The organism is Xanthomonas sp. NCPPB 2250 (genome assembly GCF_056725265.1).
On the sequence record NZ_CM161520.1, the window covers coordinates 4,303,577 to 4,327,897 of the forward strand.

Below are 24,321 nucleotides of genomic sequence, written 5' to 3' on the forward strand. Positions count from 1 at the left end.
ATGCGCCCCTCGCTCGCGCTGGTGCCGGGCGAGCCGGGCGGGATCGGCCCGGAGCTGTGCGTGCGGCTGGCGCAACAGCCGCGCCACGACTGCCATCTCCTGGCCTTCGCCGATCCCGACACCTTGCGCGCCGCCGCGGCGGCGCTGTCACTGCCACTGCAGCTGCTGCCCGAATCCAGCCCCGCCCTCGCCCCTGGCGACCTGCGCCTGCGCACGGTCGCCAATGCCGCGCCCAGCCGCTTTGGCGCGACCGAACCGGCCAACGCGGCCGCGGTGATCGCCGCACTGACCCAGGCCGCCGATGCCTGCCTGAGCGGGGAACTGGACGGCGTGGTGACCGGCCCGGTCCATAAAGCGGCGATCAACGCCGGCGGCATCGCCTACACCGGCACCACCGAACTGCTGGCCCAACACGCCGGCCGCGAGGTGGTGATGATGCTGGCCAACGCCATCGTGCGCGTGGCCCTGGTCACCACCCATCTGCCGCTGCGCGCCGTCGCCGATGCGCTCACACCGGCCCTGCTGGAACGCAGCCTGCGCATCACCGAAGCCGCCTTGCGCAATGAGTTCGGCATCGCCACGCCGACCATCGCTGTGCTGGGGCTGAACCCGCATGCCGGCGAGGATGGTCACCTGGGTCTTGAGGAAATCGAGGTGATGCAGCCGGTGCTGGACGCCTTGCGCGCGGAGGGCATGCGCCTGCTCGGCCCGTTGCCGGCCGATACCGCGTTCCTGCCGCAGAAGCTGGCGACCGTGGACGCGGTGCTGGCTATGTACCACGACCAGGGGCTGCCGGTACTCAAGTACAGCGGCTTCGAGCAGGCGGTGAACCTGACCCTGGGCCTGCCCTATCCACGCGTGGCGGTCGACCACGGCACCGCACTGGAGCTGGCCGGCCGCGGCGTGGCCGACCCGTCCAGCCTGTTCGCTGCCACTGCGCTGTGCGCGCAACTGGCGGCGCGCCGCGCGCAGTCCTAGGCGCATCTCCGGGCGGCGTTCGGCATCTGCCGCAACCAGGGCACGCCCGGTGATGCCGGTCGCGGCTGAAGCCGCTCCTGCGTCACTGCAAGCGCGCGCCACCCCGCGCATGCCGATAAAATGCCCGCCATGACTTCCTCTTCCGGCTTCGGCGCCCCGGCCAAGAAATCCCTTGGCCAGCACTTCCTCAGCGACCGCCACTACATCGACAGCATCGTCCGCGCGGTCGATCCCAAGCCGGGCGACCGGCTGGTCGAGATCGGCCCCGGCCAGGGCGCGATCACCTTCCCGCTGCTGCGCCGGCATGGCCAGCTGACCGTGATCGAATTCGACCGCGACCTGATCGCGCCATTGACCGCGGCGGCCGCCGACGTCGGCGAACTGACCATCCTCAACCGCGACGTGCTGTCGGTGGATTTCGCCGCCCTGGCCGAGGGCGCGCGCATCCGCCTGGTCGGCAACCTGCCCTACAACATCTCCTCGCCGATCCTGTTCCATGCGCTGGACCACGCCGCGGCGATCGCCGACATGCACTTCATGCTGCAGAAGGAAGTGGTCGACCGCATGGCCGCCGACCCGGGCAGCAAGGTCTACGGCCGGCTCAGCGTGATGCTGCAGGCCTACTGCGAGGTGACCTCGCTGTTCGTGGTGCCGCCGGGCGCGTTCCAGCCGCCGCCGAAGGTGGATTCGGCGGTGGTGCGGCTGGTGCCGCGGCCGCCGCAGACGGTGGGCATCGCCGATCCCAAGCGCTTCGCCGACGTGGTCCGCGCCGCATTCGGACAGCGCCGCAAGACCCTGCGCAACGCCTTGAACGGTGTCTGCGATGCCGCGCAGTTCGAGGCCGCGGGCGTGCGTCCGGACGCGCGCGCCGAGCAGCTCGAGGTCGGCGACTTCGTGCGCCTGGCCAACCTGCCCCTGGCCTGACGCGCCTGCGCCGCTCCCGCGGCGCCGGGCGCTCCACGAGCATGGAGGCGTGGCATCGATGCCGGCACCGACACGCCTCAGAGCGGCATTTGGACATAGCGACGACGCCTTTGCCGTCTGCTAATAAGACGCGCGAACGTCGACCTCGCACGCCACGCTCAGCCTTCCCGCAAGCCGACCGCCCGCGGCGCGAAGCCGCTCCACGCGGCGCGCCTGGGCCGTGGACAAGGCCGCTGGCGCACGCCACCCGCTTCGCAACGCGAACCGCTCACGCATCTCGCCTCAAACGGCAAAACACGCTCTAAACTGTGGGGATGAACGATGACGCCCACTATCGGATCGAGGTCGAAGTGTCGCCCCGATTCCTCGACGACCAATCGGCGCCGGAGGACGGACGCTACACGTTCGCCTACACGATCCGCATCCACAACCGCGGCCGCGTCGCCGCGCGCCTGATCGCTCGCCACTGGGAGATCACCGACGGCAACGGCCGCATCGAACGCGTCGACGGCGACGGCGTGGTCGGCGAACAGCCGCGGCTGCGCCCGGGCGAGGATTTCCGCTACACCTCCGGGCTGGTACTGGAGACCGAGCACGGCACGATGCGCGGCCACTACGACATGGAAGCCGACGACGGCACCCATTTCATCGCCGCGATCGCGCCGTTCGTGCTGTCCGTCCCGCGGACCCTGCACTGATGGCGGTCTGGGCGATCGGCGACCTGCAGGGTTGCTACGACATCACCCAGCAGTTGCTGGAGAAGATCCGCTTCGATCCGGCGGTGGACCGGCTGTGGTTCTGCGGCGACCTGGTCAACCGCGGCGGGCAATCGCTGGAGACCCTGCGCCTGGTGCACTCGCTGCGCGAGCACAGCGTGGTGGTGCTGGGCAACCACGATCTGTCGCTGCTGGCGATCGGCGAGCGCAGCCCGGACGAACAGCGCAAGGTCAATCCGGACCTGCAGCGCATCGTGCTGGCCGAGGACCGCGACGAGCTGCTGACCTGGCTGCGCATGCAGAAGCTGCTGCACGCCGACCGCCAGCTCGGCTGGATGATGATCCACGCAGGGCTGGCGCCGAAGTGGACCACTGCGCTGGCCGAGAAGCACGCACGCGAGGTGGAGCAGCAACTGCACGGCAACGGCTACCGCAAGCTGTTCCGCAACATGTACGGCGACCGCCCGGCCTGGTCGCCGGGCCTGACCGGCTACGACCGTTCGCGCGCGATCATCAACCTGTTCACCCGCGCCCGCTACTGCACCCCCCGCGGGCGCATCGCGATCGAGGAAAAGGGCACGCCCGGCACCCAGGCGCAGGGTCTGTATCCGTGGTTCGAGGTACCGGGGCGGGTCGAGCGCGACCTGAAGATCGTCTGCGGGCACTGGTCGACGCTGGGCCTGACCATCACCCAGGGCGTGCACGCGATCGACACCGGCGCGGTCTGGGGCGGCAAACTCACCGCCCTGCGCCTGGACAGCGAAGACCTGCAGGTCGTGCAGGTCCCCGGCCGGCCGGTGCAGGGACCGCCGCCGGCAGCGCGCACCGGCACGCCGCGGCGGCGCAGCGCGCCGAACCGTGGACAACCGGCGCCGGCTGCATCTGCGCCCGAGCAGGAGTGAGGTCTCGCGCTACGTGTGATGTCGTAGGAGCGGCTTTAGCCGCGATGAGCTTCCCCGGTAACGCCCCGTCGCGGCTAAAGCCGCTCCTACGGCAATCCAGGCGGTTGCGCCGGCATCCGCCAGCCGCTGCTTACACCGCGCCAGCCCGGCGCCGGTAATCCACGAATTCGAAGGTGAGCGCATGCCGCGCATCCGCCGGATGCGCCTGCCGTGCGACCACCTCCCATTGCGCCGGATCGAACGCGGGGAAATGCGCATCGGCGCCGTCGACCACGGTGTCGACATGGGTCAGGTACAGCACCTCGGCCAACGGTAGGGTCAGGGCGAAGATGTCGCCACCGCCGATCACCGCCAGCTCCGTGGCGCCGACCTCGCGCGCAGCGTCGATCGCCGCCTGCAGCGACGCCACCGCCTGCATGTCCGCGAACGGCACCTGCCCCGAACGGGTCATCACCAGGTTCAAGCGCCCGGGCAGCGCGCGCCCGAGCGACTGCGCGGTCTTGCGCCCCATCAGCAGCGGCTTGCCCAGCGTCAGTGCCTTGAACCGCTTCAGATCGTCCGGCAAGCGCCACGGCAAGTCGTTGTCGCGACCGATCGCATTGGCCCGATCCAGCGCCGCGATCAAGGAAATCCGGGGCCCGGGACCCGGGACCCGGGACTCGTCGCTCCGCATCTGCTCAGATATCGCTGCTTGCGCTTCCCCCGGGTCCCGGGGCCCGGGTCCCGGGTCCCGACCCTTCATACCGCCACCGGCGCCTTGATCGCCGGGTGCGGGTCGTAGCCCTCGATGGCGATGTCGTCGTAGGTGAAGGCGAACAGGTCGGTGACCGCCGGGTTCAGCCGTAAACGCGGCAATGGCCGCGGCGTGCGCGCCAGTTGTTCGCGCGCCTGTTCGAAGTGGTTGGAGTACAGGTGCGCATCGCCTAGCGTGTGCACGAAATCGCCCACGCCCAGGCCGGTGGCCTGCGCCACCATGTGGGTCAGCAGCGCGTAGCTGGCGATGTTGAACGGCACGCCCAGGAAAATGTCGCCGCTGCGCTGGTACAGCTGGCAGCTGAGCTTGCCGTCGACCACGTAGAACTGGAACAGGCTGTGGCACGGCATCAGCGCCATCTGCGGCAGTTCGGCCACGTTCCAGGCGCTGATCACCAGCCGCCGCGAATCCGGATTGCGCTTGATCTCGTCCACCAGCCACTGCATCTGGTCGATCTCGCGACCGTCGGCACCGGTCCAGCGTCGCCACTGCTTGCCGTACACCGGGCCGAGTTCGCCCTGCGCGTCGGCCCACTCGTCCCAGATGCTGACCCTGTTGTCCTTGAGATAGGCGATGTTGGTCTCGCCTTTCAGGAACCACAGCAGCTCGTGCACGATCGAGCGCAGGTGCAGCTTCTTGGTGGTGACCAGCGGGAAGCCGTCGTTGAGATCGAAGCGCATCTGCCAGCCGAACACGCTGCGCGTGCCGGTGCCGGTGCGGTCGGATTTCTCCGCGCCGCGCTCCAGCACATGCTGCAGCAATTCCAGGTACTGCTTCACTTGCTCACCTCCGGCGGCGGCACCGGCTGCAGCACCGGCGCGCTGCGCGAGCGCCACAGCAGGAACAGGCCGAGCAGGATCAGCGGGATGCTCAACTGCTGGCCGCGGGTCAGCCAATGGAACGCCAGGTAGCCGAGTTGCGCATCCGGCACCCGCACGAACTCCACGGCGAAGCGGAACACACCGTACAGCAACGCGAACAAGCCGGACACCGCATAGCGCGCGCGCGGCTTCATCGAGAACGTCCACAGCACCACGAACATCACCAGCCCTTCCAACGCCGCTTCGTACAGCTGCGACGGATGGCGGGCATAACGATCGAGCAGGCCGGCGGCGTATTGCTGCTGCAGTTGCGCGGTACTCATCAGACTTTCCAATGCGGGGGCGTTGGCCACCCCGTCCTGCACCGGCGCGTGCGGGAAGATCACGCCCCAGCCGGCGTGGGTCAACTTGCCCCACAACTCGCCGCCGACGAAATTGCCGACGCGGCCGAAGCCCAGGCCCAGCGGCACCAGCGGCGCGATGAAATCGACGGTGTCGAAGACATGCAGGCGCGCCTTGCGCGTCCACCACAGGCAGGCCGCCAGCACGCCCAACAGGCCGCCGTGGAAGCTCATGCCGCCGTCCCACACCTTGAAGATCAGCAGCGGATTGGCCAGGAAATCGGACAGCGCGTAGAACAGCATGTAGCCGATGCGCCCGCCCAGCACCACGCCAAGCATCGCGTAGAACAGCAGGTCGGAGAAACCGTCTTCATTTACCCCGGGCAGGCGCCCGGCGCGGATGCGGCGGCGGCCCAGCCACCAGGCCGAGATGAACCCGGCCAGATACATCAGCCCGTACCAATGCACCTTCACCGGCCCGAACGAGAAGGCGATGGGATCGATCTGGTGGAGATAGGTCATGCGCAAGCGTCGGCCGGGGGCAAAGAGTGCCTATTCTGCCACTGACTCCGCTAGTTGCCGCGACTACGGACGGCGCAGCAGGGTGGCGCTTCATCTGCTGGCAGGCGCGCGCGTCTGCCACTGACTCCGCTCCTTGCCGCGACTGCGGACGGCGCGGCTGGGAGGCGCTTCATCTGCTGGCAGGCGCACGAACCTGCCGCCGACCGCCCCCAAGACAATATGCTCAGCCCAGACGCCACGTGCCCCTCGTTGCTTGTGGGAGCGGCCCATGTGGCCTCCAGGCCATCAGCTGCAACGAGCAGAGCCATCGGGTTCACTCCGGCGCTATCGCGTCGGGACTGAAGTCCCTCCCACAACACCACCCGTCGCACCCACGCAGGAGCGGCATCACCCTAATGTAGGAGCGGCTTCAGCCGCGACGAGCAGACCCATCAGGCTCCAACCCGACACTCTAGCGTCGGGACTGAAGTCCCTCCCACAACGCCACCGCATCCCACCGATGCAGGAGCAGCCATTGCCCCAATGTGGGAGCGGCTTCAGCCGCGACGAGCATAACCATCAGTCCCCAGCCCGCCACTATCGGATCATCGGATCGGGACTGAAGTCCTTCCACAACACCGCCACATCCCGCCGATGCAGGAGCAACCATCGCCCCAATGTGGGAGCGGCTTCAGCTGCGACGAGCAGAGCCATCAGGCTCCAGTCCGGCGCTATCGCATCGGGACTCAAGTCCCTCCTACAACGCCACCGCATCGTGCCAACTCACGAGCGGCCATCGCCCCATGTAGGAGCGGCTTCAGCCGCGACGAGCAAAGCCATCAGGCCCCAGCCCGGCGTTATCGCGCCGGGACTGAAGTCCCTCCCCCAACTCCGCCGTCTGTGCTTGCAGCGCAAACCCACCACGGCAGCACACTCAGTCCAGCACCCGCGGCAGGTTCGGCAATTCGTTCTCGCCCGGTTGGCCCGGCTGCGCCGGAAAGTGCGCGGCCAGCAACGCGGACACCGCGCCGACGCCGGCGATCACCGCCTGCTCGGGCTGGCCCGCGCGCATGTCGCGCTCGATCAGCGCACAGACCTGGCGCCATTGTGCGGCGTCCACCCGCCCGTGCAGTCCACGGTCGGCGACGATCTCGATGTGGTGATCGGCCAGCAGCAGATAGATCAGCACGCCGTTGTTGGCCTCGGTATCCCAGGTGCGCAACTGTGCGAACGCCTGTTCGGCGCGCAGCCGCGGCGCCATGCCGCGCAGCACCTGCGCCGGCGCCAGGCCCGATTCCACCGCGAACATCACCTGCCCGCGGTGCAAGCGCTCGCCCTCGGCGATCGCCGCGCCGATGCGCTCCAGGCTGGCCGCCGGGAACAGGCGCTGTGCGGACGGCGCGAACAGGTGCCGGAGCAGGCGCATCACCAGCTCCCCGAGGCGCCACCGCCTCCGGAACTGCCACCGCCACCGCCCCAGCCGCCGCCACCGAAGCCGCCTCCGCCGCCACCCCAACCACCGCCACCGCCGCCCCAGCCACCGCCGAAGCCGCCGCCACCCCAGCCGCCCCAACCGCCGCCGCCCGCCGAACGGCCCGGTGCGATTCCGACGAACAGGCCCAGCAGCAGGCCGATCGCGCCGGTCAGCGCACCGACCAACAGCGACAGGCTCAGCAGCAGGCCGACGCCGCCGCCGACCACGCCGCTCAGCACGCCGCGCACCGGGCGCGACAGCCGCGCGAACAGCACCTGCGCGATCAGCGCCGCGAACAGGCCGGCGAAGAACCCGAATCCCAGGCCGCCGCCGCGCGAGGCCGAGGCGTGCGCGCTGACCGGCGCCGGCAACGCCTCGCCGTCGATCAGCTTGACCAGCATCGCGGTCGCTTCGGAAATCCCGCCGCTGTAGTCGCCGGCGCGGAAGCGCGGCACCAGGTACTCCTGGATGATGCGGTTGGCGGTGGCGTCGGGAATCGCGCCTTCCAGGCCATAGCCGGGCTGGATGCGCACGCGCCGGTCGTTCTTGGCCACCACCAGCAGGACGCCGTCGTCAACGCCCTTGCGGCCGAGCTTCCACTGGTCGAACACGCGCTGGGTGTATTGCTCGATGCTCTCCGGCGCGGTGCTGGGCACCACCAGCACCTGCAGCTGGCTACCCTTGCGCTGCTGCAACTGCACCGCCTGCCGGTCCAGCTCCAGCCGCTGGTTCGGCGTCAGCGTGCCGGTGGTGTCGACAACCGGCGCATCCAGCGGCGGGATCGGCGCCTCGGCCTGCGCCCAGGCCAGCCAGGGCAGCAGCGCCAACAGCAGCGCCAGCCAGACGCCGGCGAGCCGGCGGCGAGATGCACGGCGAGCGGTGCCACGCGACGCCGCCGATGCGGCAGCGCACTCAGCCACCACCGATGTGGAACGCATGGTCACGCCGGCCCGCGGCGGCGCTTAGTGCGCCGGCGCCGGCTGTTGCGGCGCGGATGCCGGCTGGCCGCCGAAGTTCACCGCTGGCGCCTCGGAAATCTGCGCTTCGTTCTCCACCGAGAAGTTGGGCTTCTCCTTGTAGCCGAACATCTTGGCGGTGAGCACCTGCGGGAAGGACAGGATGTAGGTGTTGTAGTCCTGCACCGCCTGGATGTAGCGGCCGCGCGCCACGGTGATGCGGTTCTCGGTGCCTTCCAACTGCGCCTGCAGGTCGCGGAAAGCCTGGTCGGACTTGAGGTTCGGGTAGTTCTCGCTGACCACCAGCAGCCGCGACAGCGCGCTGGACAGCTGGCCCTGTGCCTGCTGGAACTGCTGCAGCGAGGCGGCGTCGTCGGCATTGACCTGCACCTGGCCGACGCGGGCGCGGGCGTTGGTCACGTCGGTCAGCACCTGCCGCTCCTGGTCGGCATAGCCCTTGACCGTGTTGACCAGGTTCGGCACCAGGTCGGCACGGCGCTTGTACTGGTTCAGCACTTCCGACCAGCCGGCCTTGACCGCCTGGTCCTTCTGCTGGATCGCGTTGTAGCCGCAGCCGGACAGCAACACCGCCAGCGCGGCCAGGAACAGGGAGCGGGACAACAGGCGCATGCGAATACTCCGGCGGATGACTGCGCGCAGCTTGCCACGCCGCCGGTGAAAACGCAGCCGACCTCAGTGGTGGCTCACCACTTGCCGGCGCCGGGCACCTGGTGCGCGGCCGCGCGGCGGCGCATCAGCAGGTTCAGCCACTCCACCAGCACCGAGAAGCCCATCGCCGCGTAGATGTAGGGCTTGGGCACGTGCACGTCCAGGCCGTCCAGGATCAGCACCACGCCGATCATCAGGATGAAGGCCAGCGCCAGCATCTTCACCGTCGGGTTGGCGTCGATGAAACGCCCCAGAGGGTTGGCCGCCAGCAGCATCACCGCCACCGCCAGCAGCACCGCGGCGATCATCACCGGGATGTGCTGGGCCATGCCCACCGCGGTGATCACCGAATCCAGCGAGAACACGATGTCGATCACCGCGATCTGCGCGATCACCATCCAGAACACGCCCGACGCCTTGCTGGTGGTGGGGTCTTCGTCCTCGCCGCCGGTGATCAGCTCGCGGATCTCCATGGTGCCCTTCACCAGCAGGAACAGGCCGCCGACGATCAGCACCAGGTCGCGGATCGAGATGCCCATGCCGGCGACACTGAACAGCTCGCCCTGCATGCGCGCCAGGAACGCCAGCGACACCAGCAGCGCGATGCGGGTCAGGCACGCCACCGCGATGCCGAACTTGCGCGCGGCCGGGCGCTGCGCTTCCGGCAGCTTGCCCACCGCGATGGAGATGAACACCAGGTTGTCGATGCCCAGCACGATCTCCAACGCACTCAGCGTCAACAGCGTCAGCCAGGTGTTGGGGTCGGCGAGAAACTCGAGGGCCATGGCGTCGGATCCTTTAACAGAAGAAGAAACGGGCGGCGATCACAGCAGGCGCGGCAGCAGGATCAGGCCCCAGCACAGCACCACGTTGGCCAGCATCACGAAGACCGCGGCCGAGCCCATGTCCTTGGCGCGGCCGGCCAGTTCGTGATGCTCAGGGCCGTAGCGCTCGATCACCGCTTCGATCGCCGAATTGAGCAGTTCCACCGCCAGCACCAGCAGCAGCGAGCCGATCATCAGCACCTGCTGCACGGGCCCCTGCCCCAGCCACAGCGCCAGCGGCGCCAGGATCAGGAACAGGCACACCTCCAGGCGGAACGAGGACTCGTGCAGCCAGGCCGCGCGCAGCCCCTGCCACGACCAGCGTGCCGCCATCAGCATGCGGCGCGGCCCACGCGGCAGATGCCCGAACTGGTCGGCCACGGCTCAGCCCCGCCCCAGGGAACGGGGACGCGACGACGACGGCCGGAAGGAATCGGTCATGGGCAAGGCGCAGCGGGATAGGCGGCAATTTTGCCACAAGCCCCGCGGCACCGCCGGCATTGCCACGGATTTGCCTGCATGCGGCGCCTGCGGCACCATCGCCGATCCCCTTGCTTCGAGGAGGCGTCATGTCCCGTTCGCCGCTGCGCGCACCGCTGCTCGCCCTGAGTCTGTTCAGCCTGTCCCTGCTCGGCCTGTCGCAGGCACTGGCGCTCACCCCTCCCCCGCCGCCCAGCGTGCCCGACCAGGTCTCCAATGCGGCCTGGGAAGAAGACATGGCGCGCTTCGCCAAGGACGATGCCGCGCATCCGGTCAAACCCGGTGGCGTGCTGTTCGTCGGCAGTTCCTCGATCCGCTTCTGGACCTCGCTGGCCACGGATTTTCCGGGCGTGCCGACGCTCAACCGCGGCTTCGGCGGCTCGGAGATCCGCGACAGCACCTGGTATGCCGACCGCATCGTGGTGCCGTACAAGCCGCGCCTGATCGTGTTCTACGCCGGCGACAACGACCTCAACAGCGGCCGCAGCCCGCAACAGGTGCGCGACGACTTCGTGGCCTTCGTGACCCGCGTGCATCGCGACCTGCCCAAGACCCGCATCGTCTATCTGTCGATCAAGCCCAGCCCCTCGCGCGCGGCGCTGATGCCGAAGATGGCCGAGGCCAACGCGCTGATCCGCAAGGCCGCCGCCGGCCTGAAGCAGGTGCAGTTCGTCGACGTGTACACGCCGATGCTGGGCGCCGACGGGCAGCCGCGCGCCGAGCTGTTCGGCCCGGACAAGCTGCACATGAACGCGGCCGGCTACGCGCTGTGGCGCGACACCCTGCGGCCCTACCTGAGCCCCTGACACGCCGATGAGCGGCCTTGCGCGCCTGCATGAAGACCGGGGGCGTGCCGGCGCGGCCAGCACGCGCCGGCAGTCGCGCGTCGCCGTCTCCGGCCTGGAGTAAGCCCGGATGCCCAGAGCCCTGGTCATCGAAGACGATGAAGTGACCGCCCGCGACATCGTCGCGGAACTCGGCGCGCACGGCTTCAGCGCCGACTGGATCGCCGACGGACGCGACGGCCTGCAGCGCGCGCTGGCCGATGGCTACGACATCATCACCCTCGACCGCATGCTGCCGGGCATGGATGGCATCGACGTGGTGTCCGAACTGCGCAAGCATGCGGTGCAGACGCCGGTGCTGATGATCAGCGCACTCTCCGAGGTGGACGAGCGCGTGCGCGGCCTCCGTGCGGGCGGCGACGACTACCTGACCAAGCCGTTCTCGCCCGACGAACTGGTCGCGCGCGCCGAAGTGCTGGTGCGCCGCCACCGCAGCGCGACCGCGCCCGAAACCCGCCTGCGCGTGGCGGACCTGGAACTCGACCTGGTCCGCCACAACGCCTTGCGCAACGGCCAGCCGCTGACCCTGCTGCCCACCGAGTTCCGCCTGCTCGAATTCCTGATGCGCAACGCCGGCCAGGTGGTGACGCGACAGATGATCTTCGAGCATGTCTGGGGCTTCCATTTCGATCCGGGCACCAACGTGATCGACGTCCACATCGGCCGCCTTCGCCGCAAGATCGACGGCAACGGCCAGCCGCCGCTCATCCGCACGATGCGCGGCTCGGGGTATGTCCTTGGTCCCGCTGAGTGACGCCTGGCGGTCGGCCACCTCGCGGCTGATCCTGATCTACGGGTCGCTGTTCGCGATCTGGTGCATCGTGCTGCTGGGCATCGTCCAGTGGGAGTCCACCCGCTACCTCTCGCACGTGATCGACCAGATGCTGGTCGCGCGCATCCATTACCTGGAACACACCGACCCCAGGCGCCTGGCCGACACGGTGGGCCAGGCCAACGCCATCGACATCCAGGGCTTCATGTGGGTCGGCCTGTTCGACCCGCAGGGACGCCGCATCGCGGGCAACATCGCCGAGGTGCCCCGGGACATGGCCGCCGATGGCAGCGTCGGCGTGGTCAACGCCACGCTGATCGGCAGCGGGCGCAGCGGCCAGACCCGGGCGCGCGGCATCGCCCGGCAACTCCCGGACGGCCGTCGCCTGGTCGTGGCGAAGGCCAGTACCGTGATCGACGGACTGACCGCGATCATCTACCGCGGACTGCTGTGGGGCCTGTCGTTGACCCTGCTGCCCGGCGTGCTCGGCGGCCTGCTCATCGCGCGCGGCCCGGCCCGACGCATCCGCGCCATCCAGCAGGCCATGCAACCCATCCACCGTGGCGATCTCAGCGTGCGCCTGCCGGTGTCCCGGCGCGGCGACGAGGTGGATCTGCTGGCGGCCACGGTGAACAGGACCCTGGGCGAGGTCGAGCGACTGCTCGGCGAAGTGAAGGGCGTCACCGACAACATCGCCCACGACTTGCGCACCCCGCTGACGCGCATGCGCACGCGCCTGCACCGGCTGCAGCAGCAGTTCGCCGACCGCCCGGAAGGCGCGCAGCTGGACGAATGCGTGGGCGAGATCGACACCGTGCTGACCCGTTTCCGCGCGCTGCTGCGCGTATCGGAACTGGAAGACCGCCAGCGCAGCGCCTGCTTCTCGACGATCGACCTTGCGCCTCTGCTGCACGAGGTCCACGCCTTCTACGCGCCCTTGGCCGAGGACCGCGGCCAGACCTTCGACCTCGCCCTGGAGCCGTTGCCGGCCGTGCACGGCGATCGGCACCTGTTGTTCGAGGCGCTGGCCAATCTGGTCAGCAATGCCATCAAGTTCACCCCCGACGGCGGGACGATCCATCTGCGCGCAGGCACCGACCAGGACGGCAACGCCCGTCTCGAGATCGCCGACAGCGGGCCCGGCATCGCCCCCGACGAGCGCCAGACCATCTTCCGCCGGTTCTACCGCGTCGACCAGACCCGCGCCAAGCCCGGCTGCGGGCTGGGCTTGGCGATCGTCAGCGCCATCGTGCGCCTGCACGGCTACACGCTGCAGGTGGGCGGCGACGCGCGCGGAGCGGTGTTCTCGCTGCTCTGCCCGCCCGCCGCGGCCGCGCCGTCTGCCGGCTGCGCGCCCCGCCCTGCCTGAAACGGGGCACACCCGGTCCGCGGTCGCACGCCTCTCTCCACCTGCCCCCGCGCGCGCCCCGGCAGCGCCGGACACACGGCTCGCGGCCCACGCCCCGACCTGCGTACAAGTCGTTGAACCATCGAGCGTTTGCGGCCCTGGGGCGGCTGTCTAAATAAATCTTAATGCGGCCAGCAAGCGCGCCGCAGGCAGAATTCGCCGCGACGCAACATTCGCGCACGGAACCACTCCTCCAATGATTGGCCTTGTCCGGATCGCACTGACGCGACCGTATACCTTCGTCGTCCTGGCCCTGCTGATCCTGATCGTGGGTCCGCTCGCCGCATTGCGCACGCCGACCGACATCTTCCCGGACATCAAGATCCCGGTGATCGCCGTGGTCTGGCAGTACAACGGCCTGCCGCCCGACCAGATGGCCGGCCGCGTCAGCTCGCCGTTCGAACGCGTGCTCACCACCACCGTGAACGACGTCGAGCACACCGAGGCCACGTCGATCCAGGGCTTCGGCATCATCAAGATCTTCTTCCAGCCCAACGTCGACATCCGCACCGCCAACGCGCAGGTCACTGCCGTGGCGCAGACCATGCTGCGGCAGTTGCCGCAAGGCACCACGCCGCCGCTGATCCTCAACTACAACGCCTCCACGGTGCCGATCATCCAGCTGGCGCTGTCCGGCAAAGGGCTCACCGAGCAGAACCTGGCCGACCTCGGCCTCAACATCATCCGTCCGCAGCTCACCTCGGTGGCCGGCGCGGCGATCCCGTATCCGTTCGGCGGCAAGACCCGCCAGGTGCAGATCGACATCGATCCGCCGGCGCTGCAGGCGCGCGGCCTCTCGGCGCAGGACGTGGCCAATGCGCTGGCGGCGCAGAACCTCATTACTCCGGTGGGCACGCAGAAGATCGGCAAGTACGAATACACGCTGCAGCTCAACAACGCACCGTCGGACATCCAGGAACTGGGCAACCTGCCGGTGAAGACGGTCGACGGCGCCACGGTGTTCATCCGCGACGTGGCGCATGTCCGCGACGGCGCGCCGCCGCAGACCAACATCGTGCACGTCAACGGCGACCGTTCGGTGCTGATGACGGTGATGAAGAACGGCTCGGCCTCGACGCTGGCGATCATCGCCGGCATCAAGGACCGGGTCGCGGCGATGAAGGAGGCGCTGCCGCCGGACCTGCGCATCGTTCCCATCGGCGACCAGTCGCTGTTCGTGAGCGGCGCGATCGAGGGCGTGGCGCGCGAAGGCGTGATCGCCGCGGCGCTGACCAGCCTGATGATCCTGCTGTTCCTCGGCAGCTGGCGTTCGACGCTGATCATCGCCATCTCGATCCCACTGGCGATCCTCGGCTCGATCGCCGCGCTGTCGGCGATCGGCGAGACGCTGAACATCATGACCCTGGGCGGTCTGGCGCTCGCCGTGGGCATCCTGGTGGACGACGCCACGGTGACCATCGAGAACATCAACTGGCACCTGGAACAGGGCAAGTCGGTGGAGACGGCGATCCTGGACGGTGCCTCGCAGATCGTGACGCCCGCCTTCGTCTCGCTGCTGTGCATCTGCATCGTGTTCGTGCCGATGTTCTTCCTGGAAGGCGTGGCGCGCTTCCTGTTCGTGCCGATGGCCGAAGCGGTGATGTTCGCGATGATCGCGTCCTTCCTCCTTTCGCGCACGCTGGTGCCGACCATGGCCAAGTACCTGTTGCGTCCGCATGCGCCGCATACCGACATGCACGGCGACGGCCATGGCCAGCCGCCGTCACGCAATCCGCTGGTGCGCCTCCAGCGCGGTTTCGAAAAGCGCTTCGAGCGGCTGCGCGCCGGCTACTACGCTCTGCTCGAGACCGCGCTGCTGCGCCGCAGGATGTTCGTGCCAGGCTTCATGCTGTGCGTGGCGCTGTCGTTCCTGCTGCTGCCGATGCTCGGCCGCAACTTCTTCCCGTCGGTGGATTCGGGCCAGATCCTGATGCACGTGCGCGCGCCGGTCGGCACCCGCGTCGAGGAAACCGCGCACCTGTTCGCCGACGTGACCGGCGCCGTGCGCAAGCTCATTCCGCCGCACGATCTGGCCGGCATCGTCGACAACATCGGCCTGTCGTCCTCGGGCATCAACAACGCCTACAACAACACCGGCACCATCGGCTCGCAGGACGGCGACATCCAGATCGCGCTGAGCGAAGGCCACGCGCCCACCGCCGACTACGTGCGCACGCTGCGCCAGACCTTGCCGCGGCAGTTCCCGTCGGTGGTGTTCTCGTTTCCGCCGGCCGACATCATCAGCCAGATCCTGAACTTCGGCGCGCCAGCACCGGTGGACCTGCAGATCCGCGGCCCGAACCTCGCCGCCAATTTCGCCTATGCCAACCGCCTGCTGCGCGAGATCCGCCGCGTCCCGGGCGTGGCGGACGCGCGCATCCAGCAATCGCAGTCCAGCCCCGGCTTCGCGGTGAACGTGGACCGCAGCCTCGCGCAACAGGTGGGCATCACCGAGCGCGACGTCACCAGCAGCCTGGGCGTCAACCTCGCCGGCTCCAGCCAGATCGCGCCGACGTTCTGGCTGAATCCGCAGAACGGCGTGTCCTATCCGATCGTGATGCAGACGCCGCAATACAGCCTCGACAGCCTGCCCGACCTGCAGAACGTGCCGATCAGCCCTAGCGCGGGCCAGGGCGGCGCGCAGAGCCTGGGCGGGCTGGCGACGCTGTCGCGGACCGCGACCAATGCGGTGGTCAGCCAGTACAACATCAATGCGACCGTGGACATCTTCGCCTCCCCGCAGGACCGCGACCTGGGCGCGGTCGCGGCCGACATCCAGAAGATCCTCGACGCCGACCAGAAGTTCCTGCCCAAGGGATCCAGCACGGTGCTGCTCGGCCAGGTGCAGACGATGAACAAGGCGTTCGCGGGCCTGATCTTCGGCCTGCTCGGCGCGATCGTGCTGATCTACCTGTTGATCGTGGTCAACTTCCAGTCGTGGAGCGATCCGTTCGTGATCGTGACCGCGTTGCCCGCGGCGATCGCCGGCATCGTCTGGATGCTGTTCGCCACGCACACCACCCTGTCGGTGCCCGCGCTCACCGGCGCGATCATGTGCATGGGCGTGGCCACCGCCAACTCGATCCTGGTGGTCAGCTTCTGCCGCGAGCGCCTCGCCGAGCACGGCGACGCGGCGAAAGCGGCGCTGGAAGGCGGCTTCGTGCGCTTCCGCCCTGTGCTCATGACCGCGTTGGCGATGATCATCGGCATGGCGCCGATGGCGCTGGGCCTGGGCGAAGGCGGCGAGCAGAACGCACCGCTGGGCCGGGCCGTCATCGGCGGCCTGATCTTCGCCACCGTCAGCACGCTGTTCTTCGTGCCGATCGTCTTCAGCCTCATCCACCGCCGTGGTTCCCAGCCGTCCTCGCCGACGGCACACGCCTCCGGAGCGTCCCCGCATGTCGCCTGATCTGTCGCCCCCCGTTTCGCCGCGCCGTCTCCGCCTGGCCGGCGTCATCGCCTTGATCGTGGTCCTGGCCATCGTCGTCGCCGGCATCGCCACGCGCGCCGGCGACGCGCAGCGGCTGCGCGCCTGGACCGACGACCAGGCGGTGCCGACGGTCACCGTGGTGGCCCCGGACACCGAGCAGGGCGCCGGCGTGCTCAACCTCCCCGGTCGCCTGGAAGCGTATGCCCGCGCGCCGATCTTCGCCCGGACCAGCGGCTACCTGAAATGGTGGAAAGCCGACATCGGCGCCAAGGTGAAGGCCGGCGACGTGCTCGCCGAGATCGAAACGCCCGACCTGGACCAGCAGTTGCTTCAGGCCAAGGCCGACCTGGCCAACGCCCGGGTCAACGCCGCCCTGGCCCAGACCACCGCCAAGCGCTGGCAGACCATGGGCCAGACCGAAGTGGTGTCGAAGCAGGCGGTGGACGAGAAGAACGGCGACTACGACGCCAAGCGCGCCCTTGCCCAGTCTGCACAGGCCAACCTCGAGCGCCTGGAAGCGTTGAAGGGCTTCGCCAGGCTGGTGGCGCCGTTCGACGGCACCGTCACCGCGCGCGAGACCGATGTCGGCGCGCTGATCAACGCCGGCGGCGGCGGCCAGGAACTGTTCGTCGTGTCGGACACGCACAAGCTGCGCATGTACGTGAACGTGCCGCAGAGCGATGCGCCGTCGGTGCGCGCCGGCAGCACGGTGACGCTGACCGTGCCGGAGTATCCGGGGCAGACCTTCAGCGGCGTCGTCGACAGCGCGTCGGGGGCGGTCAACGCCGCCTCGGGCACCACCCTGGTCCAGGTCGCCGTGGACAATCAGGACGGCCGGCTGATGCCGGGCGGCTACGCCAGCGTGCGCTTCGATCTGCCGGCCGACGCGAAGCTGGTGCGGGTCCCGGCCAGCGCGCTGGTGTTCGACGACAAAGGCCTGCGCGTGGCGGTGGTCGACGCGCACGACACGGTCGCCTTCAAGCCCGTGACCATCGCCCGCGACTTCGGCAAGACCGTGCAGCTCGGCTCGGGCATCGCCGCCGGCGACCGCCTGATCGAAAGCCCGCCGGACGGCCTGACCGACGGCGACAAGGTACGCATCAGCGCGCCGAAGGCGGATGGCGGACACGCCAAGGCGTGAATACGACCGGCCGGCGGCCTCCTGAAGAACGCCGGCCGTTGCGGTGCGTTGAGCCGGCACAGGCCAGCACCAGGTTGCCGGCCTGCGCCGACACGGACCTGCGACACGGACCTGCCGTCGCTCACGCCGCCGGGGCGAACCGCACTGTGGCGAGAATGCCGCCGCCCTCCGCGCTTTCCAGCGCGACCTGCCAACCGAAGCGCTCGCACAGCCGGCGCACGATCGACAGACCCAGCCCCGCCCCTTGCGGGCGCTCCGGCTCGGCGCGGAAGAACGGCTCGAAGGCGTGCCGCAAGGCGTCCTCGGACATGCCGATGCCGGTGTCGCGGATGCGGATGCGGTCGGCCTCGACCTCGACCTCGATGCGCCCGGCGTCGGTGTAGCTGCAGGCGTTGCGCAGCAGGTTGCTGACCACCACATGCAGCACGCGCGGCGGCGCATGCAGTGTCGCCGAGGCCAGCACGCGCACGCTCAGGGTCACCGGCTTGCCCACCAGCAGTTCGCGCGCGTTCTCGGCCTCGTAGGCGACCACGTCGGCGATCTCGAAGAGTTCGCTCTGCGGCACCACGTCCGCTTCCCGCGCCAGGATCAGGAAGGCGTCGATCACCGCCTCCATGTCGCGACCGGCGCGCTGGATCCGCTGCAAGCTGCGCTGCAGGCGCGGCGGCAGTTCCTGCTCGGTCATGGCGATGTCGGTGGCGACCCGGATCACCGTCAGCGGCGTGCGCAGTTCGTGGCTGGCATCGCGGGTGAAGTTGCGTTCGCGGGCGACGTGGTCGGTGACACGCAGGGCCAGCGCATGCAGGGCGGCGGCCAGTTGCCGCGCCTCGCCCTGTACGTCGGCCGGCAGGTTTTCCGGGGCCAGTTCGGCGGCGGCTGGATGCCGTGGATCCCAGCGCGACACCCGCCGCGCCAGCCAGTTCATCGGCGACAGCAAGCGCCGCGACACCCGCCAGGTCAGCCAGGCCACCACCAGCACCGCGATCAGGGTGAGCAACGTCGGCACCACGCCGAACCAGAACGCCAGCCGCTGCGCAGGTGCGCGGAGGAACACCAGGTACAGGCGCCCATTCTCGGTCTGATCGACCAGGACCATCTCGCCGCCGGGGCGATCTTCGTGCAGGCCGGGCGCCAGCCCGCGCAGGTCGGCAGGCACCGCCGCATCGGATTGCCCGGCCGGCACCAGATAACCGCGCAGGCTGTGGCTATTGGGCGGCGGCTGCTGCGGCAGTTGCGCGCGCAGGCGCCAGTAGTAGCGCGCCTCCTGCTTCAGGATCGAGCCGACCAGCGAGTGCTGCACGATCGCGACCGCCAGATAACTGGCAAGCGTGACCGCACAGCCCGCAAACACGATGCGGGCGATCAGGGCGAGGCGAAGTTTGCGCGGCAACCCGTGCGGCATACGGCATCCGTGATCGTTGCCGCGATTATAGGAAGGCCGATCGTGAGCCTTTCGTGCAAGCGGCCCCGTTCACCGGGGCCGCTGCGGGGTCCACGATCGGGCGTTGCCTCAGCTCATCGGCTGGGCGATGTCGGCGATGCGGTAGCCGGCGCTCTGCACGGTGTGCAGCAGCGGGCGGTCGAACGGCTTGTCGATGATCTTGCGCAGGTTGTACAGGTGGCTGCGCAGGGTGTCCGAGTCCGGCAGGCCATTGCCCCAGATCTCGCGCTCGATCTCCTGGCGGGTGACCACGCGCGGCGATTCGCGCATCAGGATGGTCAGCAGGCGCAGGCCGATCGGCGACAGCTGCAGTTCGGTGCCGGCGCGGGTGGCACGCATGCTCACCGGATCCAGCACCAGGTCGGCCACCTTCAGCACTTCCGAGCCGACCTGGCGGCGCTCGCGGCGGATCAGGGCACGCAGGCGGGCTTCCAGTTCCTGGATCGCGAACGGCTTGGTCAGGTAATCGTCGGCACCGAAGCCCAGGCCGGTGAGCTTGTCGTCGAGCGTGTCGCGCGCGGTCAGCATCAGCACCGGGGTCGACTTGCGCGCGTCGTTGCGAAGGCGGCGGCACACTTCGATGCCGTCCAGACGCGGCAGCATCAGGTCCAGCACCACCACGTCGTAGCTGTTCTCCGCCGCCAGGCGGTAGCCGTCCAGGCCATCGCAGGCGTAATCCACTTCGAACCCGCGGCCTTCCAGATACTCGCCGATCATCTCGGAAATATTGCGGTTGTCTTCCACGACCAGCACGAGCCCGGATGTTTCCTTGGTCTGACGCATAACGCTTCCTCAGTCTTCAGCTTTGTGAAACATGCCGGATGTGCGGTGGTGGCGGCGTGAAGACCGCTTCATCTGCCTGAGCAACAAAAAAACTACTGCGCGATCAATGGCTTGAGCTGAGGCCAGACATTGTCCAGCACCTTCGGCTGGGCCGCGGCCGTGGGGTGCAGGCCATCGCCCTGCATCAGCGACGGATTCAGCGCCACGCCCTCCAGCAGGAACGGCAGCAGGCCGGTCCGGTACTGCTTGGCCAGGTCCGCATAGACCGCGCGCAGGCGCTGCCGGTAGCCCGGTCCGTAGTTCGGCGGCACGTCGATGCCCAGCAACAGCACCTTCGCACCGGCGTCACGGCTCAGCACGATCATCTTCTCCAGGTTGCCACGTAGTTCGGCCGGGCTCAGCCCGCGCAATGCGTCGTTGCCGCCCAGTTCGATGACCACCACCGACGGCCGATGCTTCTGCAGCAGCGCCGGCAGGCGGGTCAGCGCGCCGGACGAGGTCTCGCCGCTGATGCTGGCATTGACCACCGCCGGTGGCGCCCGCATCTGTTGTTGCAGGCGCTTGTCCAGCAAGGCCACCCAGCCGGACTGCACCGGGATGTTGTGCGCCGCGCTGAGGCTGTCGCCGAGCACCAGCACCGGCCCCGTCGCACCTTTGGCACAGGCGATGGCGGGCAGCAGCACCCACCATGCCAGCAGCAGCCAGGCGCGGCGCATCCAGGCCCGCTTGCTTCTCGTCTCGTCGCCACGCATTGGAGATTCCCTCATCGACAGTCAGGCCCCCACGCTTCGCGCCAGCATCGCCATCGACGTACGCGATGTCGGCAAATCCGTCAGCGGACCGGAGGGTACGGTCCACATTCTCGACAAGGTCGGATTGACCATCGGTGAAGGCGACAGCGTCGCCATCGTCGGCGCCTCCGGCTCCGGCAAGACCACCCTGCTCGGCTTGCTGGCCGGCCTCGACCTGCCCACGCGCGGGGAGATCGTGCTAGCCGGGCAGTCGCTCAATGCGTTGGACGAGGAAGCGCGCGCCGCGCTGCGCGCGCGCGAGGTCGGCTTCGTCTTCCAGAGCTTTCACCTGCTGCCGTCGCTGACCGCGGCAGAAAACATCGCGCTGCCGCTGGAGTTGGCCGGACGCGAGGATCCGGCGCGGGTGCGCGAGGTGCTGGAAGCGGTCGGGCTGAGCGCGCGGGCGCGGCACTACCCGCGGCAACTGTCCGGCGGCGAGCAGCAGCGCGTGGCGCTGGCGCGCGCGTTCGTGGCGCGGCCGCGGATCCTGTTCGCCGACGAGCCCACCGGCAGCCTCGACCAGACCACCGGACAACAGATCAGCGACCTGCTGTTCGCGCTCAACGAAGGCAGCGACACCACCCTGGTGCTGGTCACCCACGACATGCGCCTGGCGCAGCGCTGCGAACACCGCTACCGGCTCGACGGTGGCCGCCTGCGCGCCGCCGACGCGGCGGATGCCGCATGAACGTGCTGCGCCACGCCGCGCGCGCACTGCGCCGCGAGCTGTTCGCCGGCGATCTGCTGACCGTGTTCGCCGCGCTGGTGCTCGGCGTGGCGGTGATGACCGCGGTCGGCACCCTGGTCGACCGGGTGACCCTGGCGCTGACCGGCAGCGCGGCTGAAGTGATCGGCGGCGACCTCGGCGTCAGCGGACGCCAGGACATCCCCGCCGCCTTCGCCGAGGAGGCGCAGCGGCGCGGCCTGCGCAGCACGCGCATGGTCAGTTTTCCCAGCGTGCTGTTCCATGGCGACGCCAGCCAGATGGCCAACATCAAGGCAGTGGGCGCGGGCTACCCGCTGCGCGGCGAGTTGCTGGTCGCGCGCGACACCGTCGGCGCCGGCAGCGAACGCGCCGGGCCGCCGCCGCGCGGCGAGGCCTATGCCGATCCGCGCCTGCTCGAAGCGCTGGGGCTGAAGCTCGGCGACGCGCTGGAGTTCGGCGCCGGCACGCTGCGCGTGACCCGGGTGCTGCGCGCCGAACCGGATGCCTCCGGCGAGCTGATGCAGTTGTCGCCGCCGCTGCTGGTCAACCGCGCCGACGTCGATGCCGCCGGCCTGCTCGGCCCCGGCAGCCGCGCCTCCTATCGACTGATGTTCGCCGGCGCGCCCGGCGAGATCGCCGCCCTGCGCGAATGGCTGGCGCCGCGCGCCAAGGCCTACCGCCTGGTCGGCATCGAGGACACCCAGCGCGGCGTGCGTGGCGCCTTCGACCGCGCCGGGCGCTTCCTGGCCCTGGCCGCGTTGCTGGCGGTGCTGCTGGCCGGCGTCGCCACCGCGCTGGCGGCCAACCGCTTCGCCCTGCGCCGCATCGACCAGGTCGCGGTCTTGCGCTGCCTCGGCGCGCGCCAACGCGACATCCTCGGTGCGCTGGCGGTGCAGTTGCTGCTGCTGGCGATCCCCGCCTGCGCGCTCGGCGTGGGCCTGGGCATGCTGGCCCAGGTCGGTCTGGTCGAAGCGCTGGGCAGCCTGATTCCCGACCGCCTGCCGCTGCCGCAGGCCACGCCGGCGCTGGCCGGCGCCGGCATCGGCCTGTTGCTGCTGCTCGGCTTCGGCCTGCCGCCGCTGCTGCGCCTGCGCGACGTGCCGCCGATGCGCGTGCTCAACCGCAGCTTCGCCGCGCTGCCGCCGACCTCGCTGCTGGTCTACGCCGCAGCCCTGGTCGCCACCGTGGTGCTGGCGGTGTATGCCACCGGCGACGGCGTGCTGGCGGCCTGGGTGCTGGGCGGCCTGACTCTGCTGGCGGCGCTGGCCGCGGCGGTCGGCGGCGTACTGCTGGCGGTGCTGCGGCGGCTGCAGGGGCGGCTGCGCGGACCGTGGAAACTGGGCCTGGCGGCGCTGACCCGGCGCCGCGCGCTGAGCGTGGTGCAACTGGTGGGCCTGTCGCTGTCGCTGTGCGCCCTGCTGTTGCTGGCGGTGATCGGCCCCGGCCTGCTCGGGCAGTGGCGCGACCGGCTGCCGGCGGACACGCCGAACTACTTCCTGATGAACATCCAGCCCGACCAGGCCGACCAGGTGCTCGGCACCTTGCGCACGCTCGGCGTCGCCGATGCGGCGGTGGAGCCGTTCAGTACCGGCAAGCTGGTGGCGATCAACGGCAAGCCGCCGCAGCGCCGCGAGCAGGGTCCGGACGACGATGGCGACGGCAGCGACCGGCCGATCAACTTCTCCTGGCGGCACGAGTTCCCCGCCGCCAACCGGCTGCTGTCCGGACGCTTCTGGGCCGCCGACAGCACCGCCGCCGAAGCCTCGGTGGAGGAAGGCTGGGCGCAGCGCTACGGGCTCAAGCTCGGCGACCGCATCACCCTGCTGCTCGGCGACCAGCAGCGCAGCTTCACCGTCACCAATGTGCGCAAGGCCGACTGGGATTCGTTCCGGGTCAACTTCTTCCTGCTGCTCAACGCCGGTGCGGTGCAGGATGCCCCGTACAACCTGATTTCCGCCTTCCATCTGCCGCGCGCCTCGGCCGCGCAACTGAGCGGGCTCAGCCGCGCCTATCCGAACGTGTCGCTGCTGGACATCGACGCGATCCTGCAGCGCGTGCGCGAGGTCATCGACCGCGTCGCCCAGGCGGTGCAACTGGTGATGGGCTTCAGCCTGCTGGCCGGCGCACTGGTGCTGCTGGCCGCCCTGCAGGCCACCGCCGGCGAGCGTCGTTACGACAGCGCAGTGCTGCGCACCCTGGGCGCGCGGCGCGGGCAATTGCGCGGCGCGGTGCTGGTGGAGTTCGGCGCGCTAGGCCTGCTCGCGGCCATCCTCGCGGTGGGCGCGGCGGCGATCATCGGCGTGGTGGTGGCCAAGCAGGCCTTCGACCTCGCGCTGTCGCCGCCGTGGCCGCCGCTGCTGCTCGGCGGCCTGGGCGGCGTGGCACTGAGCCTGCTCGCCGGCTGGTCGGGGACGCGCCGCATTCTGCGCACGCCGCCGGCGCTGGCCTTACGCGAGCAGTGAAGGAGCCGGGAGTGGGGAATCGGGATTTGGGATTGGAGGAGCGCGACATGTGATGCTGTCGCCGCCGGCGCTCGACGGCAGTCCGTGGCGACGATGGCCGCAACGCGTGTCGTGCCTCGGAAAGGTGTATCGAAAGGACGCGACACGCGCAAGAAAAAAGGGGAAGGCGCCATCCCGGCCGCCTTCCCCACCCTGGCTGTGT

Annotated in this window: 22 protein-coding genes; 11 read left to right on the top strand and 11 right to left on the bottom strand. The window is 69.5% G+C overall.

The window, feature by feature from the left end; genetic code table 11:
- From pdxA to AC1PMG_RS17540, 4 genes are all read left to right on the top strand, one after another.
- Positions 1-978, top strand: coding sequence for a 4-hydroxythreonine-4-phosphate dehydrogenase PdxA (gene pdxA, locus AC1PMG_RS17525; protein WP_481109689.1), 978 nt, complete (start codon positions 1-3; stop codon positions 976-978).
- 129 nt (positions 979-1,107) lie between these two features.
- Entirely contained in the window at positions 1,108-1,902 is a 795-nt protein-coding gene (rsmA, locus tag AC1PMG_RS17530; RefSeq protein WP_481109690.1) for a 16S rRNA (adenine(1518)-N(6)/adenine(1519)-N(6))-dimethyltransferase RsmA, read from the top strand.
- A gap of 314 nt (positions 1,903-2,216) precedes the next feature.
- Positions 2,217-2,600, top strand: a complete 384-nt coding sequence (gene apaG / locus AC1PMG_RS17535; RefSeq protein ID WP_481109691.1) for a Co2+/Mg2+ efflux protein ApaG — start codon at positions 2,217-2,219, stop codon at positions 2,598-2,600.
- Positions 2,600-3,520, top strand: a complete 921-nt coding sequence (locus tag AC1PMG_RS17540) for a symmetrical bis(5'-nucleosyl)-tetraphosphatase (RefSeq protein WP_481109692.1) — start codon at positions 2,600-2,602, stop codon at positions 3,518-3,520. Before apaG ends, AC1PMG_RS17540 begins: the two co-directional genes overlap by 1 nt.
- 130 nt (positions 3,521-3,650) lie before the next feature.
- Here the strand turns inward: AC1PMG_RS17540 and AC1PMG_RS17545 are convergent, their stop codons facing one another.
- From AC1PMG_RS17545 to AC1PMG_RS17580, 8 genes are all read right to left on the bottom strand, one after another.
- A complete protein-coding gene (locus AC1PMG_RS17545) occupies positions 3,651-4,193 on the bottom strand; it encodes a dihydrofolate reductase (protein ID WP_481109693.1) in 543 nt (180 codons plus the stop codon).
- A gap of 65 nt (positions 4,194-4,258) precedes the next feature.
- A complete protein-coding gene (locus AC1PMG_RS17550; RefSeq protein WP_481109694.1) occupies positions 4,259-5,053 on the bottom strand; it encodes a thymidylate synthase in 795 nt (264 codons plus the stop codon).
- Complete coding sequence (lgt, locus tag AC1PMG_RS17555; protein WP_481109695.1) at positions 5,050-5,958, bottom strand: prolipoprotein diacylglyceryl transferase; 909 nt, start codon at positions 5,956-5,958, stop codon at positions 5,050-5,052. Before lgt ends, AC1PMG_RS17550 begins: the two co-directional genes overlap by 4 nt.
- Positions 5,959-6,871: 913 nt before the next feature.
- On the bottom strand, positions 6,872-7,363 hold the full coding sequence (locus tag AC1PMG_RS17560; RefSeq protein ID WP_481109696.1) for a TPM domain-containing protein: 492 nt from the start codon (positions 7,361-7,363) through the stop codon (positions 6,872-6,874).
- The gene (locus AC1PMG_RS17565) at positions 7,363-8,349 is read right to left on the bottom strand and encodes a TPM domain-containing protein (protein ID WP_481109697.1); all 987 of its coding nucleotides are present in this window, start codon (positions 8,347-8,349) and stop codon (positions 7,363-7,365) included. The genes AC1PMG_RS17560 and AC1PMG_RS17565 overlap by 1 nt, the downstream gene beginning before the upstream one ends.
- Before the next feature lie 24 nt (positions 8,350-8,373).
- A complete protein-coding gene (locus tag AC1PMG_RS17570; protein WP_481109698.1) occupies positions 8,374-8,997 on the bottom strand; it encodes a LemA family protein in 624 nt (207 codons plus the stop codon).
- 74 nt (positions 8,998-9,071) lie between these two features.
- Positions 9,072-9,821, bottom strand: coding sequence for a TerC family protein (locus AC1PMG_RS17575; RefSeq protein ID WP_010342213.1), 750 nt, complete (start codon positions 9,819-9,821; stop codon positions 9,072-9,074).
- 39 nt (positions 9,822-9,860) lie between these two features.
- Positions 9,861-10,241, bottom strand: coding sequence for a diacylglycerol kinase (locus AC1PMG_RS17580; RefSeq protein ID WP_010342212.1), 381 nt, complete (start codon positions 10,239-10,241; stop codon positions 9,861-9,863).
- A gap of 188 nt (positions 10,242-10,429) precedes the next feature.
- Here AC1PMG_RS17580 and AC1PMG_RS17585 point away from each other — a divergent pair, with 188 nt between their 5' ends.
- The 5 genes from AC1PMG_RS17585 (at position 10,430) to AC1PMG_RS17605 (ending at position 17,936) form a co-directional block, all read left to right on the top strand.
- Positions 10,430-11,146, top strand: a complete 717-nt coding sequence (locus AC1PMG_RS17585; protein WP_481109699.1) for an SGNH/GDSL hydrolase family protein — start codon at positions 10,430-10,432, stop codon at positions 11,144-11,146.
- A gap of 109 nt (positions 11,147-11,255) precedes the next feature.
- Positions 11,256-11,939: a response regulator transcription factor gene (locus AC1PMG_RS17590; protein WP_010342210.1), complete on the top strand. Its 684-nt coding sequence runs from the start codon at positions 11,256-11,258 to the stop codon at positions 11,937-11,939.
- Positions 11,917-13,326 (top strand): HAMP domain-containing sensor histidine kinase, encoded by a 1,410-nt coding sequence (locus AC1PMG_RS17595; RefSeq protein ID WP_481109700.1) that lies wholly within the window; start codon positions 11,917-11,919, stop codon positions 13,324-13,326. The genes AC1PMG_RS17590 and AC1PMG_RS17595 overlap by 23 nt, the downstream gene beginning before the upstream one ends.
- Positions 13,327-13,561: 235 nt before the next feature.
- A complete protein-coding gene (locus AC1PMG_RS17600; RefSeq protein WP_481109701.1) occupies positions 13,562-16,774 on the top strand; it encodes an efflux RND transporter permease subunit in 3,213 nt (1,070 codons plus the stop codon).
- Positions 16,764-17,936, top strand: a complete 1,173-nt coding sequence (locus AC1PMG_RS17605; protein WP_481109702.1) for an efflux RND transporter periplasmic adaptor subunit — start codon at positions 16,764-16,766, stop codon at positions 17,934-17,936. Before AC1PMG_RS17600 ends, AC1PMG_RS17605 begins: the two co-directional genes overlap by 11 nt.
- Before the next feature lie 121 nt (positions 17,937-18,057).
- On the opposite strand, the gene AC1PMG_RS17610 is transcribed toward AC1PMG_RS17605, so the two are convergent.
- The 3 genes from AC1PMG_RS17610 to AC1PMG_RS17620 form a co-directional block, all read right to left on the bottom strand.
- Positions 18,058-19,338, bottom strand: a complete 1,281-nt coding sequence (locus tag AC1PMG_RS17610) for a sensor histidine kinase (RefSeq protein WP_481109703.1) — start codon at positions 19,336-19,338, stop codon at positions 18,058-18,060.
- Between the two features lie 108 nt (positions 19,339-19,446).
- Positions 19,447-20,160: a response regulator transcription factor gene (locus AC1PMG_RS17615; RefSeq protein WP_003481607.1), complete on the bottom strand. Its 714-nt coding sequence runs from the start codon at positions 20,158-20,160 to the stop codon at positions 19,447-19,449.
- Between the two features lie 92 nt (positions 20,161-20,252).
- Positions 20,253-20,927, bottom strand: coding sequence for an arylesterase (locus AC1PMG_RS17620; RefSeq protein ID WP_081616517.1), 675 nt, complete (start codon positions 20,925-20,927; stop codon positions 20,253-20,255).
- 109 nt (positions 20,928-21,036) lie between these two features.
- Here AC1PMG_RS17620 and AC1PMG_RS17625 point away from each other — a divergent pair, with 109 nt between their 5' ends.
- Positions 21,037-21,639, top strand: a complete 603-nt coding sequence (locus tag AC1PMG_RS17625) for an ABC transporter ATP-binding protein (protein ID WP_481109704.1) — start codon at positions 21,037-21,039, stop codon at positions 21,637-21,639.
- Positions 21,636-24,119, top strand: a complete 2,484-nt coding sequence (locus AC1PMG_RS17630) for an ABC transporter permease (RefSeq protein ID WP_481109705.1) — start codon at positions 21,636-21,638, stop codon at positions 24,117-24,119. The genes AC1PMG_RS17625 and AC1PMG_RS17630 overlap by 4 nt, the downstream gene beginning before the upstream one ends.
- The last annotated feature ends 202 nt before the right edge of the window (positions 24,120-24,321 follow it).